The organism is Spirosoma oryzae, from assembly GCF_003002825.1.
GTDB classification, from domain to species: domain Bacteria; phylum Bacteroidota; class Bacteroidia; order Cytophagales; family Spirosomataceae; genus Spirosoma; species Spirosoma oryzae.
Map to the genome: position 1 here is coordinate 214348 of NZ_PVTE01000007.1, position 16640 is coordinate 230987.

Genomic DNA, 16640 nt, shown 5'->3' on the forward strand with positions numbered 1-16640 from the left:
TTAACCCAGAAAGTATATGCCTGATCAACGAGCCATATCGACGGAAGGGGTTCTGCCTGACTTCGGTTACGTTCAGCAGCTGGTGGCCGATGCGATGGGGCGTACCAACCCGGATACGCCCGCGATCCGGGCTTTTGGGCAACAAAAAACGTACCGGCAACTGGACGAACAGTCCGGCCTGCTGAGTCAGGCTATTCTACGCGCGGCCCCCGAGGCCGAACGAGTCGGTATCAGCTGTACGCGCACCGTCGAGATGGTCGTTGGCGTGCTGGCGATTCTGAAAGCCGGTAAAGCGTATTTACCCCTTGACCCGGCTTATCCTGAAGCCCGACTTCAGCAGCTTATCGCCGATTCGCAGGTGCAGGTCTGCCTGGCGACGGCGGTCGATGAGGCACTGTTCACGAATTTGGGGTTGCAAGTGCTGCGGTCAGACGAGTCACACACGGGTCCCGTTCGCCCGGTTACGCAGCAAAGCGAAACGGCCTGTGTGCTCTATACCTCGGGCTCGACCGGCAAGCCAAAGGGCGTTTGCCTGACGCACCGGGGCCTGGTCAACATGCTGACCAATCAGATTCGTCGCTGGGCCGATCAGCCGGGCCTGCAAACGCTGCAATTCTGCCACCTGAGCTTCGACGCATCGTTTCAGGAAATCTTCGTGCCGCTGCTGACGGGCGGCACCGTTCACCTCATCGACGATTCATACCGGCTGAATGCCGGACGGCTGCTCGATTACATCGAACAGGAGCACATCAGCCGGGTCTTCCTGCCCTATGTCGTCCTGCAATACCTGACCGAAGCCGCCGTCGCCGACAGCCGGTTTCCGGCTCAGTTGCAGGAAGTCATTACGGGGGGCGAACTGCTCAAGATAACCCCCGCCATCGCCCGCTTTTTCGAAGCCCTGCCCGACTGTACGCTGATGAACGTCTACGGACCGACGGAAGCCAGTGTCTGGGTGACGGAAAACCGACTTCGGGGCAATGCCCAGTCATGGCCACAACTACCCAGCATCGGCCGGGTGGTGGCTGGCTGCGAGGTCGTCATCATCGATGAGCAGCTTACGGTAGTGCCCGACGGTGAGGTGGGTGAAATCGGTATCTGTGGTGTTTGCCTGGCGGATGGTTATCTGAATCAGCCCGAACGTACCGCCGACGCTTTCGTCGACTGGCAACACCCCCGACTCGGTCCGACGAAGCTGTATCGTACCGGCGACCTTGCCCGGCTGCTGCCCGATGGTACGTTCGACTTCCACGGCAGGCGGGATACGCAGGTCAAGATTCGGGGGAATCGGGTTGAACTGGGTGAAATCGAAGTGCTTTTGGCGCAACAGCCCGCTGTGCAGCAGGCCGTCGTCGTGGCGCGGGAAGACATACCGGGGCACAAGCGACTGGTGGCCTACGTGGTTGCATCGCCGGCTGATTTTTCGGTACCGGCCCTGCGTGCGGTGCTGGCCGAGCGCCTGCCCGACTTCATGCTGCCCACCTACTATGTCCGGCTCGACGATCTACCCCGGACCACAAGCGGTAAAGTCGATAAGGCGCAGCTGCCCCCGCCCGATCACGGTCGGCCTGACCTGACGACGCTGTATCGCCCGGCCCGCACGGCGCTGGAAAAACAGATCGTCGGTCTGTGGGAAGAATGGCTGCAACTCGATCCGGTGGGTTGTGACGATAACTTCTTTGAACTGGGTGGTAACTCGCTGCTGGCGCAACAAACGGTGGCGGCTCTGGAGCAACGAGGCTTTACCGTACCGATCACCAAACTATACCAGCACCCGACGGCGGCTGGCTTAGCGGCTTTCATGCAGCCCGCTGCCAACGCCCGTCCGCAACAGACAACGCCCGAACCAACCAGCCGTCGACCCGCTACGGCCGACGACGCGATTGCCGTGATCGGCATGAGTGGTCGTTTTCCGGGTGCCCGTACGATCGATGAATTATGGACGGTGCTGACGGAAGGGCGCGAAACGACCCGTTTCTTTACCGACGCTGAACTCGACGCCAGCATCCCCGCGACGCTGCGTACCGATCCGGGCTACGTGAAAGCGCGGGGCGTCATCGACGGGGCCGATCAGTTTGATGCCCGCTTCTTTGGACTGACGCCCGCCATCGCGCAGGTGATGGACCCGCAGCAGCGCATTTTTCTCGAAATCGCCTACGAAGCGCTCGAAAGCACCGGACACCTGCCCGAGTTGTATGGCGGTCGGGTAGGGGTGTTCGCGGGTTGTGGCAACAATACCTACTACCTGAACAACGTACTGCCCAACTCCGCTGTGGTTGCGCAGGTCGGTTCGTTTCAGGCCATGACCGTCAACGAGAAAGATTACATCGCGTCGCGGACGGCATATCAGCTGAATCTCAACGGGCCTGCCGTGAGTGTGTACTCCGCCTGTTCGACATCGCTGCTGGCCATTGCCCAGGCCGTGCAGAGTCTGCGCAGCGGTCAGTGCGAAGTGGCACTGGCGGGTGGAGCCAGTATTACGGCTCCTGTCAACAGTGGTCATCTGTACCAGGAAGGGGCTATGTTCAGCCGCGATGGCCACACACGGTCGTTCAACGCCGATTCTACCGGAACGGTGTTTAGCGACGGGGCTGGTGTCGTACTCCTGAAACGACTGGACGATGCCCGGCGCGATGGCGATACGATCTATGCTGTCATCAAAGGTGTCGGGGTCAACAACGACGGGGGTAACAAAGGCAGTTTCACGGCCCCCAACGCCGATGGGCAGGCGGGTTCGATTCGGATGGCCCTCGCCGACGCGCAGGTCGATCCGGCAACGATTCGGTATGTCGAAGCCCACGGTACCGCTACGCCCGTCGGTGATCCTATTGAGATCGAAGGGCTAACGGCGGCTTTCGGACCACAGACCCGTCAGCAATACTGCGCCATTGGTTCGATCAAAAGCAACATGGGGCATCTGACCCAGGCTGCGGGTGTAGCCGGGGTAATCAAAACGGTGCTAAGCCTGTACCACCGCCAGATACCGGCGTCGATCAACTACGAGAAACCCAATCCCACAATCGACTTCGCCAGCAGCCCGTTCTACGTAAACGCGACCCTGCGCGACTGGGTACAGGACGAAGCCGGACTGCCCCGCCGGGCGGGGGTCAGCTCTTTTGGCGTGGGCGGCACCAATGTGCATGTCGTACTGGAAGAAGCGGCTGTCGAGTCGCGCGAAGCCACGGTTGATGCGCCAGATACCACTACTCCCGCGCGGCCCGTTCAGCTGCTGACCTGGTCGGCGAAGTCGGCGCAGAGCCGGGATACCTACGGGGGGCAATTGGCGGACCAGTTGCGCCAGCCAAATGCGCCCGCGCTGGCAGATGCTGCCTTTACCTTACAAACTACCCGGCCCACCTATACCCATCGCCAGTTTGCACTGGCAACCACGCCGGATGAACTTTCGGGCGCACTGACCAGTACCGCCAACGCCCGGACGCTAAGCCGGGTACCCGGCGACGTAGTGTTTTTGTTTCCGGGTCAGGGTGCGCAGTTTCTGAACATGGGCCGCGCGCTGTACGAGCACGAAGCCACGTTTCGGCAGGCCATCGATGACTGCGCGGGTCATCTGCTGCCGTACCTCGGTGCCGATATTCGGCGGGTGTTGTACCCCGATACGGTCAGTTCCGAAGCCGAGCAACAACTGCGAAACACGCTGTATACGCAGGCAGCCCTGTTTGTGACGGAATACGCACTGGCCCGGCTCTGGATGAGCTGGGGTATCGAACCGTCGATTCTGTGCGGGCATAGTGTCGGCGAATTTGTCGCGGCTCATCTGGCGGGTGTGTTTACGCTGCCCGACGTTCTGCGGCTCGTTGCAGCTCGCGGACGGCTGGTCAGCGAACAGCCTCGTGGTAGTATGCTGTCGGTACGGGTCGGTATTGAGAAGCTGCGATCGCTGGTACCCGATACCCTGTCCGTCGCTGCGATCAACAGCCGGCACCTGTGTGTTGTGGCTGGCCTTGACGAGGATATTGCCGACTTTGCCCGCTTACTCGACGAGCAGGAAATTCCCAACCGGCCGTTAGCGACCAGTCATGCTTTTCACTCGGCCATGATGGACCCGGTCGTGACGCGCTTCGCCGACATCGTCAAGACTATTCCGCTGAGCCGCCCGCAACGTCCTATTGTGTCGACGGTGACGGGTACGTTTCTGACCGACGCGCAGGCTACCGACCCCGGTTACTGGGCTACGCACCTACGCGCGACGGTTCGGTTTGCCGACGCCCTCGATACCCTGTTTGGTCTCGATGAGCCGCTGCTGCTGGAGGTAGGGCCGGGTCGGACGGTGGCAACGCTGGCCCGTCAGCAGGCCACCGATCAGACCATGACGGCTCTGGCCGGACTGGCTACGCAGGCTGATACGAAAACCACGTACGAATCTGTACTAACCACCCTGGGCCAACTGTACCTGCATGGATTGCCGATCAACTGGCAGGCGTTCTATGCCGGTCGGGCAACGCGCCGGGTATCGCTTCCGACTTATGCATTCGACCGGCGTCGCTGCTGGGTCAACGCACCAATACCAGCTACCGTAACTACGTCAACCAATGAACGCTCTATCAATACACAACCGATCGATATCCCTGTAACCACACCACCTATGCGAACAACTGCACTCATCGATAAAATATACCAGCTGCTGGAAGATGCATCAGGCATCGAGATGGCTGGTACATCGCCCGACACGAACTTTCTCGAACTCGGTTTCGACTCGCTGCTGCTGACGCAGATGGCGATTACGCTGCGCAACGAGTTTGGCACCCCTATCACGTTCCGGCAGTTGACGGCCGATCTGGACAGCCCGAAAGCACTGGCCGCTTTCCTCGATCAGCAACTGCCCGCCGAGCAGTACCAGCCAACACCAGCCGCAGCACCGGTTGCGCAGCCGGTCAGTCAGCCAGTACCGGTAGCCGCTGCTACGGTAGCCGCTCCCGTGGCGATACCAATGATGCCGCCAGCCGCGCCAATGCCGGTAATGGCGGCTCCCGCGATGGTACCTGTTGCCATGCCCGGTGGTGATTCGGCCCTCGGCCTGATTGCCCAGCAGCTACAACTGCTGGCCCGGCAGGTGGCCCTGATGCAGGGTGTCGCTCCGCAACCCGTAGCCGTTCAGCCGGCACCGGTTCCTCCCGTAGTGCAACCAGTCCCGACGACTCCGGCTCCGCAGCCTACATCGGTAGCCGCTGCTCCGGCAGCCGCAGCCCCTGCCAAACCCGTGACCGTGTCGATGCCGACGACTGGCACCAGCGACCTGACACCGGAGGAGCAGATCGAGCACAAAAAACCCTTCGGTGCCACGGCGAAAATTGAAAAGCACAGCCACGAACTGACGACCGTTCAGCGGCAGTTCCTCGACCGGCTGACCAAACAGTACAACCAGAAGACGGCGGGCAGTAAAGCCTATGCGCAGCAGCATCGGTCGCAGATGGCCGACCCGCGTGTGGTGTCGGGCTTCCGGCCGGTGACCAAAGAAATCGTGTACCCGATCGTCGTCAACCGTTCGGCCGGGAGCCGTTTGTGGGACGTCGACGGTAACGAGTATATCGACGTGCTGAACGGGTTTGGGTCGAACATGTTTGGTTACCAGCCCGACTTCATCAAACAGGCGCTGCACGAACAGATCGAGAAAGGCTTTGAAGTTGGCCCGCAGCACGAACTCGCGGGCGAAGTCAGTCAGCTGGTCTGTGAACTGACCGGTTCGGAACGGGTAGCCTTGTGTAATACCGGTTCGGAGGCCGTGCTGGGAGCCATGCGCGTGGCCCGTACGATTACCGGCCGCTCACTCATCGTCGCCTTTTCCGGCTCGTACCACGGAATCGTCGACGAAGTGCTGGTGCGGGGGTCCAAAAAACTGAAAACCTTTCCGGCCGCGTCGGGCATCATGGGCAACGTCGTGCAGAACATGCTGATTCTGGATTACGGGACCGACGAAAGTCTGCGGATCATCCGGGAACGGGCCGACGAACTGGCGGCCGTACTGGTCGAACCGATCCAAAGCCGCCGTCCGGAATTTGTGCCGATCGAATTCCTGAAAGAACTACGGTCGATCACGGCGTCATCGGGCAGCGCCCTGATCTTCGACGAAGTAATTACCGGCTTCCGGATGCACCTGGGTGGTGCGCAGGCCCTGCTCGGTATCCGGGCCGACATGGCGACCTACGGTAAGGTGGCCGGTGCCGGTATGTCGATTGGCATCATTGGCGGGAAACGGTCGTTCATGGATGCGCTGGACGGCGGGTTCTGGCAGTACGGCGATGCGTCGGTGCCGGAAGTGGGCGTAACGTATTTCGCCGGTACGTTCGTGCGGCACCCGCTGGCGCTGGCAGCTGCCAAAGCGTCGATGCTGCACCTGCGGGAGCAGGGTGCGGGGCTGCAACAGGCACTGACCCGCAAAACGACCTACCTGGCCGACACGCTCAACGCCTACCTGACGGAGCGGCAACTACCCATGTTCATTGCTCACTTCGGCTCGCTCTGGAAGTTGAAGTATACCGACGATCTGCCGTACAGCGAACTGCTCTTCACGCTGCTGCGGCAGAAAGGCATTCACGTTTGGGACGGCTTCCCCTGCTTCATGACCGAAGCGCATACCGACGAGGAGGTTGAGACCGTCATTACGGCTTTCCGCCAAAGCGTCGACGAGATGATCGAGGCTACGTTCTTCCCTAAGAAAGCAGGTAGTAACAAACCCGCTGTACACGAAGGCGTAACCGCCTATTCAAGTGAGCCACCGGTGGCTGGTGCGCGACTGGGTCGTGACCCGGCCGGTAATCCCGCCTGGTTTTTGCCCGACCCGAATCGCCCCGGCGCTTATTTACAGGTTGATCTAACGATATGACGGATGGTGGACAGTCTTACACAGTTACACACAGTCGCCGTCGATTTTGACCCCTTCGCGGGACCGCCTATCGCCCTTGTCGCACCGACCACCGAGCCCCAGCAGGAGCTTTGGACGTCCTGCATGCTCGGGGGCGACGATGCGAGCCGCGCCTACAATGAATCGGTATCCCTGCGTTTTTCGGGGCGGCTCGACCGGCTGGCTTTCGACCGGGCGTGGCAGCAACTGGTTCAACGCCACGAAGCACTCCGCTCCGCGTTCAGTGCCGATGGTACGCAAATGGTTGTGTTTGCGGAACTGACCGTACCACTGGTTTACCACGACTGTAGCCAGCTGTCGGTGGCTGACCAGGATGCTGAACGGCTGCGATACACGACGGCTGACGCGCACCATACGTTCGATCTGCTCAACGGGCCACTGGTTAAACCAACCCTGCTCCGGCTGACCGAAACGGATCACCTGTTCCTGCTGACCGCGCACCACATCATCTGCGATGGCTGGTCGGTTGGTATCCTGTTGCAGGATTTAGGCCGCTTCTATTCCGGTTTCGTGCAGCATCGACCGGTTCAACTGCCCGACCCGACGCAGATCAGTCAGTATGCCCTTGACCAACGGGTGTATGGCGAGAGTCCGGCTTACCGGCAGACCGAACAGTACTGGCTCGATCAGTACCGGGATGCAGTGCCGACACTGGACTTACCGACAGACTGGCCCCGGCCATCGTTGCGCACCTTTACCAGCGCCCGGCAGGATTATGCCCTGCGGGCTGATCTGGGGCCGGCCCTGCGTAAAGTAGGGGCGAAAGCGGGTGCCAGTTTCGTCACGACGATTATCGCTGCGTTTGAAGTGCTGGTACACCGGCTGACGGGCCAATCCGACCTGATTATCGGCTTACCGACGGCGGGTCAATCGGCGACGAATAACCTTCGGCTGGTGGGGCACTGCGTCAATCTGTTACCGCTGCGGAGTCGCCCCCAACCCGATCTGTCGTTTGTCGACTACCTGCGTATTCGCAAAAATGAGCTGCTCGACGCCCTCGAACATCAGCAGCTTACGTTTGGCAGTCTCCTGAAAAAGCTGACCATCCCCCGCGATCCGTCTCGGGTGCCGATGGTGCCGGTGCTGGTCAACGTCGATCTGGGCCTGACGGACGATATTCGGTTCGAGGGCCTGACGTACCGGTTTATCAGCAACCCACGAGCCTACGAAACCGTCGAGTTGTTCCTGAATATCAGCGGTTCGGTGAACGAGCTGACGATGGAGTGGTCGTACAATACGCAGCTCTTTAGACCCGATACCATCGACCGGATGATGGCGGAATTTGAAGCGGTGCTCGACACGGTTGTTCAAAATCCGGCTGTTCGGCTGGGCGACGTCAACCTGAGTGACCGCAACGAGCAGCTAGACAAACTGGCCGTCTGGAATGACACGGCGTTCGCGTACCCCGACAAGCAGCCACTGACGCAGTTGCTGACCAAAACGGCCGGCCAATTTGCGGATAAGGTGGCACTGATCGCTGGGAATGAGCAGCGTACCTACCGCGAACTCGATGAAACATCAAGTCGGGTGGCGCAGGTACTGCATCGGTCCTGGATCGGTCGGGGCGACGTGATCGGGGTACTGCTCGACCGCACGCCCGATCTGCTGGTGGCATTGCTGGCGGTATTGAAAGCCGGCGCTGCCTACGTACCACTCGATCCCGATTATCCGCAGGATCGTATCGCCTTCATGCTGGTTGATTCGGGTGCCAAACTACTGCTGACGTCCCGCAAATATGGCCGGGGCGGGGTAGGTGGGCAAACGCCGGAACGCCTGATCGAAACGCTGCTGACCGAATCCGCTGATCTACCCGCGACGGTACCTGACCTGCCACTGAACGGACGCGATCTGGCCTATATCCTGTACACGTCGGGGTCGACGGGACGGCCGAAGGGCGTGCAGATTGAACACCGTAGTCTGGTCAATCTGCTCGACAGCATGATCGACTGGCCCGGTATTACGCCCGACGACCGGTTGCTGGCTGTCACGACGATTTCGTTTGATATTGCCGGACTGGAGCTGTACCTGCCGCTGCTGGTGGGGGCCACACTGGTGCTGGCCGATGCCGAAACGGCCCGCGACGGCCGGGCGCTGCTGCATACGCTGGCCGATCAGCAGATCAGCCTGATTCAGGCGACGCCCGTTACCTACCGGATGCTGCTGGCGGCTGGCTGGGAGCAACCGTTGCCGGTGAAGGTGCTGTGCTGTGGTGAACCGCTGCCGAAAGATCTGGCGCAGAAACTGACGGCCCGCTGTGCGTCGCTCTGGAACATGTACGGGCCCACCGAAACCACGATTTATTCGTCGGGTAAGCAAATTATGCCTGACGATGAGTTGATTACCATCGGTCGGCCGATTCATAACACGCAGATTTATATTCTGGACGAGCAGCAGCAACCCGTAGCCGATGGGGTCGCCGGGGAGATTTACCTGGCGGGCGACGGTGTGGCACGGGGCTATCTGAATCGTCCCGAACTGACTACCGAGAAATTCGTTGCCGACCCGTTCAGCAAAACACCCGGTGCCCGCATGTACCGCACGGGCGATCTGGGCTTGTTCATGCCCGATGGGGAAGTCAACTGCCTGGGCCGTATCGATCAGCAGATCAAGATTCGGGGTTACCGGATCGAACCGGGTGAAATTGAGCAGATCCTGCTGCGGGAAGACGGTGTTCGCGAGACACTGGTCATGGCGCGGGAAGATCGTCCCGGCGACCGGCGGCTGGTAGCCTATGTGCTGGCCCCCGACCTGACCGACAGTACCTTCGCCAATCGCGTCGGCGACTGGAAAAACAACCTGCGCGACGTATTGCCGACCTACATGGTTCCGGCTGACTTCGTACGGATAAGTCAGTGGCCGATTACGCCCAACGGTAAAATTGACCGGAAGGCGCTGCCAAAGCCCGGTGCGCTGATTGATATGGCTCAGCGACGGCAACCCGAAACGGCCATCGAGAAAACGATTGCGGCCATCTGGCGGGATGCGCTGGGCGTGCAACAGATCAGCGTCGAAGACGACTTCTTCGATCTGGGTGGGCACTCGATGATCGCGGTACAGGTGATGACGCAGCTCGAAACCGAAACCGGTCGCCGGTTGCCGCTGTCGACGCTGATGACTCATTCAACGATCCAGAAACTAGCGTCGCTGTTCGAGACGGAAAAGCCGGCAACGAGCTGGAAGTCGCTGGTGCCGATACGGCCCGAGGGGAGCAAAGTGCCGATTTATATTATTCACGGCATCGGGCTCAACCTGCTGAATTTTACTAGTCTGGTGTCGTACATGGACCCCGACCAACCGATTTACGGGTTGCAGGCGCGGGGACTGGACGGAACGGACGAGCCGTTTGACCGGATGGAGGACATTGCTGCTTTTTACATCAGTGAAATCCTGCAACAGAACCCCGATGGACCCTACGCCATTGCGGGTTATTCGTTTGGGGGGTACGTTGCGCTGGAAATGGCGCAGCAGCTTCAGCAACTGGGTAAATCGGTGAAGATGTTGGCCATGTTCGATACCAATGCCGAGCCGTCGACCAAGCACTGGTCGAAAGCGGCAAAACTACAGTGGCGGGTTGCCAAACAAGTCCCGAAGATGCTTTGGATCGGTAAATCACTGCTCGAAAATCCGCTGTCGACGATCCGTTACCAGGCCGCTTTCGCCCAGTCGCTGGTGCAGCGCTTTAAGCAGCGATTTGGCTTTTACGAGACACCCCAACCGGAAGCCGGTATGGAGCATCTGAACCGGATCATGGAGAAGCATGAAATTGCGTACGAAAACTACGTGTTTAAGCCGTACGATGGCGTCATCGACCTGTTCAAGGCCCAAAAACGGGTTTATTTCGTTGATGACAACAAGTTTCTGGGCTGGCGGAAATACGCGAAACAAGGAGTACGGGTGCACGAGGTACCGGGCGATCATCGGATGATGATGCTTCACCCCAACGACAAGGTATTTGCCGAAATGCTACAGCGCGCGCTCGACAGATAGGGCGACTGTGTCAGCTTCTTGTCATCCCGACGATAGGAGGGATGACAAAAACCGCCCTTTGTGGTAAGACTTTGCTGTTACAGTCGGGCCGATTAACAGACCTAAAAGGTTTTCAAAACCTTTTAGGTCTTGTCGTACTACTCCTTCTTCACGAGTCTGTTCATCGCTGACGCTGTAGGTTTCAGGGCCTGAATCTGGTCGGGCGACAGCAACATACCCCGAATCTCCGGGTAGCGTTCGTCAATTATATCAAGCGCGTCGATTAACCACGCACGGCGTTGAGCCGGAGAAACCTGCTGGCCTAGCTGCGTCAGTAAAATCGGCTTCTGCCGGATGTCGTAGCTGGTGTGCAGCCTGACGGTTTTGTGCGGCTGCTGGTACTGCGCGGCAAACGAGCGGGCTACCCCGTCCGTTCTGGGCGACGGATCACGGATGGCCAGCCCCAGCCAGTCGACAACGTCGTCGCCGGGATAGTGGGCGATGATGGTCGATGACTGAGCGGGACACCATACCCAGCTAATCGTCGGGACCCGTGCCTGCCCCAGTAAGGTGATGTGCCGCCACGCACGGGCGTACAGCGTCAGCGTTGCCGGCTGCGTCGTGCCCCACGGATGCCGGGCGTTATCGAATTCAGGCGCAAACGAAACCAGGACAGGCCGCCCGTAAACCGTTAGCGATTGAAAAATTCGTTGTAAATCCGCGTCATAACGTCCCGCAATGATGGCCGTCAAAAACTGGTTCAGCGCCCCAGTCTGATTCGTAAGCGCCGGTTCCAGATACAGCAGTGGCAGTTGATTCGGCAGGTTTGACCAGACCGGTGTTGTAATGGTCTGACCGGGCGTCCAGCGGAGCGATTGTGGGCGAATCATCCGGTCCGGAAACGGAAGTACTGCGGGGAGCAGCGAATCTGCTGATTGACCCATCGACCGAACGCCGTAGTAGAACGGTTGGGTCGTGGCGTAGCGGACGTCGTGGGGTAACCGATCGTTGATCTTTCGATGTGTGTACGCCACCAGCCCCATTGTTGCCGGAACCAGTAGCAGGAACAGGGGAAACGCCAGCAGTCGTAGTCGGCTGTAGAGTCCGTAGCGGAGGTGCCAGCCCTGAATCCGCACCGATCGAATAAGTGGTAAACGAAACGTCAACCGGCGTAATAGCGTTTGCAGGCGACTTAGCCACACTTCCTGCCCGATCAGTACATTGCCCGCCAGTAGCAGGACGTTGACCAGCCCGAAGCCAATCATGAATCGCGAAAAGCCATTGTTGAGCGCAAAGCGCCCGTAGTGGTAAACGCTGAAGGCTATAGCGCACAGTGTCAGCCCGGCCATCAACAGGTTGGGTAGTACCAGGGCCAGATTGTTGCGGGGCTTATCGTCTTTCGGCGTTGGCAGGTAAGGGACCTCGATTCGAAAAATTGTGTAGACAAGCCCCAGTACATAGACCCACCAGGTGCCACCGCTCAGGATGCCACCCAGTAAGTGAAAGCCCGGCTCGTGGTCTTCGATAAGCCAGCGCTGGGCGTACTGCCGGATCAAAAAAGCCATCGTCAGCAGCGGGACGTACGCTACGGCAAATACCAGCAGATCGAGCTGGAGGGGGAGTTTAAGCAGTAGCAGCGCCCCGATCGGAACCAGAAAATCGGCCAGCTGGGTAAGCCCCAGCAGGTAATGCAGCGGCATGGTGAAGTAGTGCAGTCGCTGCCGGGCTGTAAACCGTCGGAATAAGGTGGGATAGACAACGAACAGTAGCTCGAACGTACCCCGTGCCCATTTCAGCTGCTGTTTGTAATAGGCCGAAAGGGTCGCTGGAACCAGCCCGTACGACAGCGGGAGCGGGACGTACACCGACTGCCAGCCGTTTGCGTGCAGGCGCATCGCCGTGTGCATGTCTTCCGCCAGACCGGGCGCATGACCGCCGATACTGTCGAGGGCTGCCCGCCGGAACGTGCAGTTGGCACCGATGGCCTGCGCGGTACCGTAGTTGCCCATCGCAGTCATCATCGGCCCGTAAAATGTGTACGTCTGCTCGGTAGCTGCGAACGCGACCAGGCTTTCCCGCTGGTTGTAGTAGGCCTGTACGCATTGCACGAAACCAACCGCCGGGTCGCTGAAATACGGTAGCACCCGGTCGAGGAAATCGGGAACGGGGATGTGGTCGGGGTCGATAACCAGGCAAATGTCGCCCGTGGCCTGCCGGAGCGCGTTGTTGATGTTACCCGCCTTGGCATCGGTGCGGTCGGTACGCGTAACGTGCCGGACGCCGAGCAGGGCACACTGTTCACGCAGATAAGGATCGTTGGCTTCGTCGCACAGATAGGTTGCATGCGGATAACGGATCGCCTGAATCGCCCGCAGCGTATTCAGCACCATTTCGTAGGGTTCGCCGGGACAGTAGGTCGTCAGCACGTCGACGGTGTACGACTGAGTATGCTGGTGTGGTGGAACCGGCGGAACGACCCGCCAGTAGTGATACCATTCGTGGAGCAGTCGTACCAGCTTCAGGACGACCGAGAAGGTGAGCAGCGCGTAGAGCCAGCCATAGCCCCGGTTGCCCGGCTGGAAATACACCCACACAAAACCCGCCATCAACAGCAGCCCGACGACAATCAGCAGCCGGATGCGGCCGGTGTCGCGGGGGCGGTATGAAACGGTGTAGTGTTCGTTGGGGGACGGCTGGGGCTGAACAGGCCGGTTCATGGTATAAAGCAGGGTTAGGCGCTGGTAATCAGGTGAAGATACGCGCGAGTAGGACGACAAAGATACAATTGTGGATGGCGCTGATAGTTACATAATTCAGGGTTGGAAGGTTGGTAGCGGTGACCGGATAAAGCGAACGGCTATCTAACAATAAGCCGGTACTGATTTCGTCCGGCTTTCATTACCGGATGCGTTTTTTTGTTTGGGTAGTAGGGGTAGTCAGTCTGCTGCTGGTAAGTAGCTGTCGGGAAAAAACAGGGCGAACGGTACCCGCGTCAGCGCCGGTTCGTATCGAGCAGCGGGGCAACTCGGCGGTGCTGCTTCGCCACGGACAACCGTATTTTATTCGGGGGGCAGGTGGCCATATCCACCTCGACCGACTGAAAGCCTGCGGAGGGAATTCGATTCGGGTCTGGGACGATCTCGATGCGGGCGCGGTACTTGATGACGCGCAGCGACGGGGTATGACCGTAATGCTGGGTATATGGGTCGAACGGGAAACGGATGGCTTCGATTACAACGACCGGGAAGCCGTAGCCCGGCAGTATGAGCGGGTCCGGCGGACGGTGCTCAAGTACAAAAATCACCCGGCTCTGCTGCTCTGGTGCATGGGCAACGAATGGGCGCAGGACGCGACGAATTTTGCCGTGTTCGATGAAGTCAATCGGCTGACGGCACTGGTGCATGAACTGGACCCCGGTCACCCGATTACTACGGCGATCTCCCCCGACAGCGGCCGCTCGATCTGGCTCGTACGCGAGCGTTGTCCCGAACTCGATATTCTCTCGGTCAACGCCTACGGTGTTATGGCGCAGCTTCGGCAGTTTCTGGATGAAGGCGGCTGGACGAAGCCTTACCTGATCTCGGAGTTTGGTCCCAAAGGATACTGGGAAGTGCCGCTAACGCCCTGGAAAACACCCATCGAACCCTTGCCGCAGGCGAAAACGACGTTTGTGCAGCAAACCTACCAGCAGTACATCGGTTCACGGCCACCGGGCTGTCTGGGCGCGTATATGTTCTTCTGGGGCAGCAAGCAGGAGGAAACGCATACCTGGTTTAGCTTTTTTGACGACAACGGGCGGGAGTCGGCACTGGTCGGGCTGTCGCAGGAATTGTGGACGGGGAAGCGGCCTGCTAATCGGGCACCGACGATCAGGGCCATACAAACCGATGGCAAGCCCGTGTCGTACGCGGTGCTGGCCCCGGCTACGCAGCACCGGGTGCGCGTGCTGGCGACTGACCCGGAAGGCGATTCCCTGACATACTACTGGCAAATCAAACCGTCGGCACAGCACACGTCCGATTATACCGATACATCACTTCCTGCTCTGACCGGTCTGATGCAATCGGCGACAGCGGTAGCAACGACATTTCGAGCGCCACGCCAGCCCGGTGCGTACCGGCTCTTTATCGACGTGTACGATACGCACAATCATGTTGCCTCAGCAAACCTGTCTTTTCTGGTGAACTAACGACTTACTCCCTGATGGAGAGACCGTATTTGGTCAGTAAACCGGGCAAACTGTAGAGGGAGAACTTCGCTTTCTTCAGCCGGTTCTCGTCGGGATCGAGGGCGATGTTGAACGAGGTCGTAAAGTCGGCCTGTGTCAGGTTGTTATCGTCGAATTTGGCCAGTTCGAGATCACACCGATCGAAGAGTACGCTGGTCATGTCGCAACGCACGAATAGAACGCTCTTGAGTGAGCACTCCACAAATTTTGCCTTCACCAGCCGACGGCCGACAAACAGGCTCTGGTCGAGCTGACACGTCTGAAAGTCAACGTGAAAGCCGAAGGTGTTGCAACTACCAAAATCTACGCCTTGCAGTACGCAGTCCGCAAATGACACATCGTTGAATTGTGTGTTTTTGACAATCGCCCGACTAAGATTACACTGCTCGAACCGACAGTCGATAACGTTTGCGCCCGCCAGAAGTACCTGCGACAGGTTCAGCTTTTGAAACGTACATTGTTCGAATGTGTGCCCTGCCCACTGATTCGGTAGATCGTCCTGCGTGTTGTAGTGTTGCCGGTAATGCTCCATTGACTGTCTGAATGCTTCGTTTAACAGCAAAGCACGGACAGTTGGGTCAATTGAGCAACTACTTACAGCGTGAGCAGAACGCCGACCGACGCGTAGTTGATCCAGGTGAAGTTGTATATCTCGTCGACGTTGGCCCCGCCTTCGACGACCCGGTAGCCGGCTTTAAAACCAAGCGTCCGGTTGACGTTGTAAGCGCCCCCAACGAAGATGTCTTCTGCTCGGCCAAAGCGGGAACCCAGCGCATCGCCTTCCGCCAGCACGCTCCAGTGCTCGTTCGGTTTATAGGCTACGTAAAAATTGATGAGCGGCACGAACCCGATATTATCGAAATTGGTGCTGTTCGATTCGCTGGCAAACCGGACATTGGCATCCCGAATCTTGGCCGTTAGACCGACACCGACGCGCCAGTGCGTACGGGCCACAAAATCGTAGCGGTACGTCAGGCGGTAGGAGTTGAATGTATAGTCGACGGTCAGCGGGCGATTGGCCACAAATTGCTGATTGTTGAAGTTGACGTTTTGCCCGAACGATCCCTGGTACTGTACTGTCAACGGCGCGTACAACAGCGATATCGTATGTCGATCAGCAATGGTATAGCCAAGCCGGGCCCGGTAAAATACCGTTGGATTGACACTTAGGTTATCGGGCAGGTTGACGAGCGTACCACCCTGATTGGGTATTCTGACGTCGTTATAGCGGGTGCCCAGCACCAGCCCTGATTCCAGGTCGAGCCGTAGCTGCGCCTGTGTCGGAATGCTGCCAAAAACGGCAATAAGCAGGCAGCACCAGCCGGCAATCGCCTTCGGAAAGCGTAATTTTTTATCCATGTCTCGTAAACGACCCGAACCACAAATGGTTTAGGGCGCTACCCAACACCTCCGTAAGCGACAGCTTCGTCTTAGACTGTGATTCGTCTGATTACTCTGATTGACTATGATTCAAAAAAGGAAATCAGAGTAATCAAAGAAATCAGGCGAATCAAGGTTCAGATAGTTTCGAATTGTGATTTATTTGATTGCTTTGATAGACTGTGATTC

General features: G+C 58.7%; 6 protein-coding genes. 3 read left to right on the forward strand and 3 right to left on the reverse strand.

Annotated features, from left to right (window positions below; translation table 11 throughout):
• Nucleotides 1-16 precede the first annotated feature (16 nt).
• A complete protein-coding gene (locus CLV58_RS10285; RefSeq protein ID WP_106137704.1) occupies nucleotides 17-6838 on the forward strand; it encodes a type I polyketide synthase in 6822 nt (2273 codons plus the stop codon).
• A gap of 3 nt (nucleotides 6839-6841) precedes the next feature.
• Entirely contained in the window at nucleotides 6842-10864 is a 4023-nt protein-coding gene (locus CLV58_RS10290; RefSeq protein ID WP_106137705.1) for a non-ribosomal peptide synthetase, read from the forward strand.
• A gap of 137 nt (nucleotides 10865-11001) precedes the next feature.
• Here the strand turns inward: CLV58_RS10290 and CLV58_RS10295 are convergent, their stop codons facing one another.
• The gene (locus CLV58_RS10295; RefSeq protein WP_106137706.1) at nucleotides 11002-13560 is read right to left on the reverse strand and encodes a glycosyltransferase; all 2559 of its coding nucleotides are present in this window, start codon (nucleotides 13558-13560) and stop codon (nucleotides 11002-11004) included.
• Between the two features lie 188 nt (nucleotides 13561-13748).
• Here CLV58_RS10295 and CLV58_RS10300 point away from each other — a divergent pair, with 188 nt between their 5' ends.
• Nucleotides 13749-15032, forward strand: coding sequence for a glycoside hydrolase family 2 TIM barrel-domain containing protein (locus CLV58_RS10300; protein WP_106137707.1), 1284 nt, complete (start codon nucleotides 13749-13751; stop codon nucleotides 15030-15032).
• Between the two features lie 4 nt (nucleotides 15033-15036).
• Here the strand turns inward: CLV58_RS10300 and CLV58_RS10305 are convergent, their stop codons facing one another.
• On the reverse strand, nucleotides 15037-15603 hold the full coding sequence (locus CLV58_RS10305; protein WP_106137708.1) for a pentapeptide repeat-containing protein: 567 nt from the start codon (nucleotides 15601-15603) through the stop codon (nucleotides 15037-15039).
• Between the two features lie 62 nt (nucleotides 15604-15665).
• Nucleotides 15666-16430, reverse strand: a complete 765-nt coding sequence (locus tag CLV58_RS10310; RefSeq protein WP_106137709.1) for a porin family protein — start codon at nucleotides 16428-16430, stop codon at nucleotides 15666-15668.
• Between the last annotated feature and the right edge of the window lie 210 nt (nucleotides 16431-16640).

Coding starts and splice junctions, on each gene's coding strand:
- CLV58_RS10285 (WP_106137704.1), top strand. CDS start 17: ATGCCTGATCAACGAGCCATATCGACGGAAGGGGTTCTGCCTGACTTC.
- CLV58_RS10290 (WP_106137705.1), top strand. CDS start 6,842: ATGGTGGACAGTCTTACACAGTTACACACAGTCGCCGTCGATTTTGAC.
- CLV58_RS10295 (WP_106137706.1), bottom strand. CDS start 13,560: ATGAACCGGCCTGTTCAGCCCCAGCCGTCCCCCAACGAACACTACACC.
- CLV58_RS10300 (WP_106137707.1), top strand. CDS start 13,749: ATGCGTTTTTTTGTTTGGGTAGTAGGGGTAGTCAGTCTGCTGCTGGTA.
- CLV58_RS10305 (WP_106137708.1), bottom strand. CDS start 15,603: ATGGAGCATTACCGGCAACACTACAACACGCAGGACGATCTACCGAAT.
- CLV58_RS10310 (WP_106137709.1), bottom strand. CDS start 16,430: ATGGATAAAAAATTACGCTTTCCGAAGGCGATTGCCGGCTGGTGCTGC.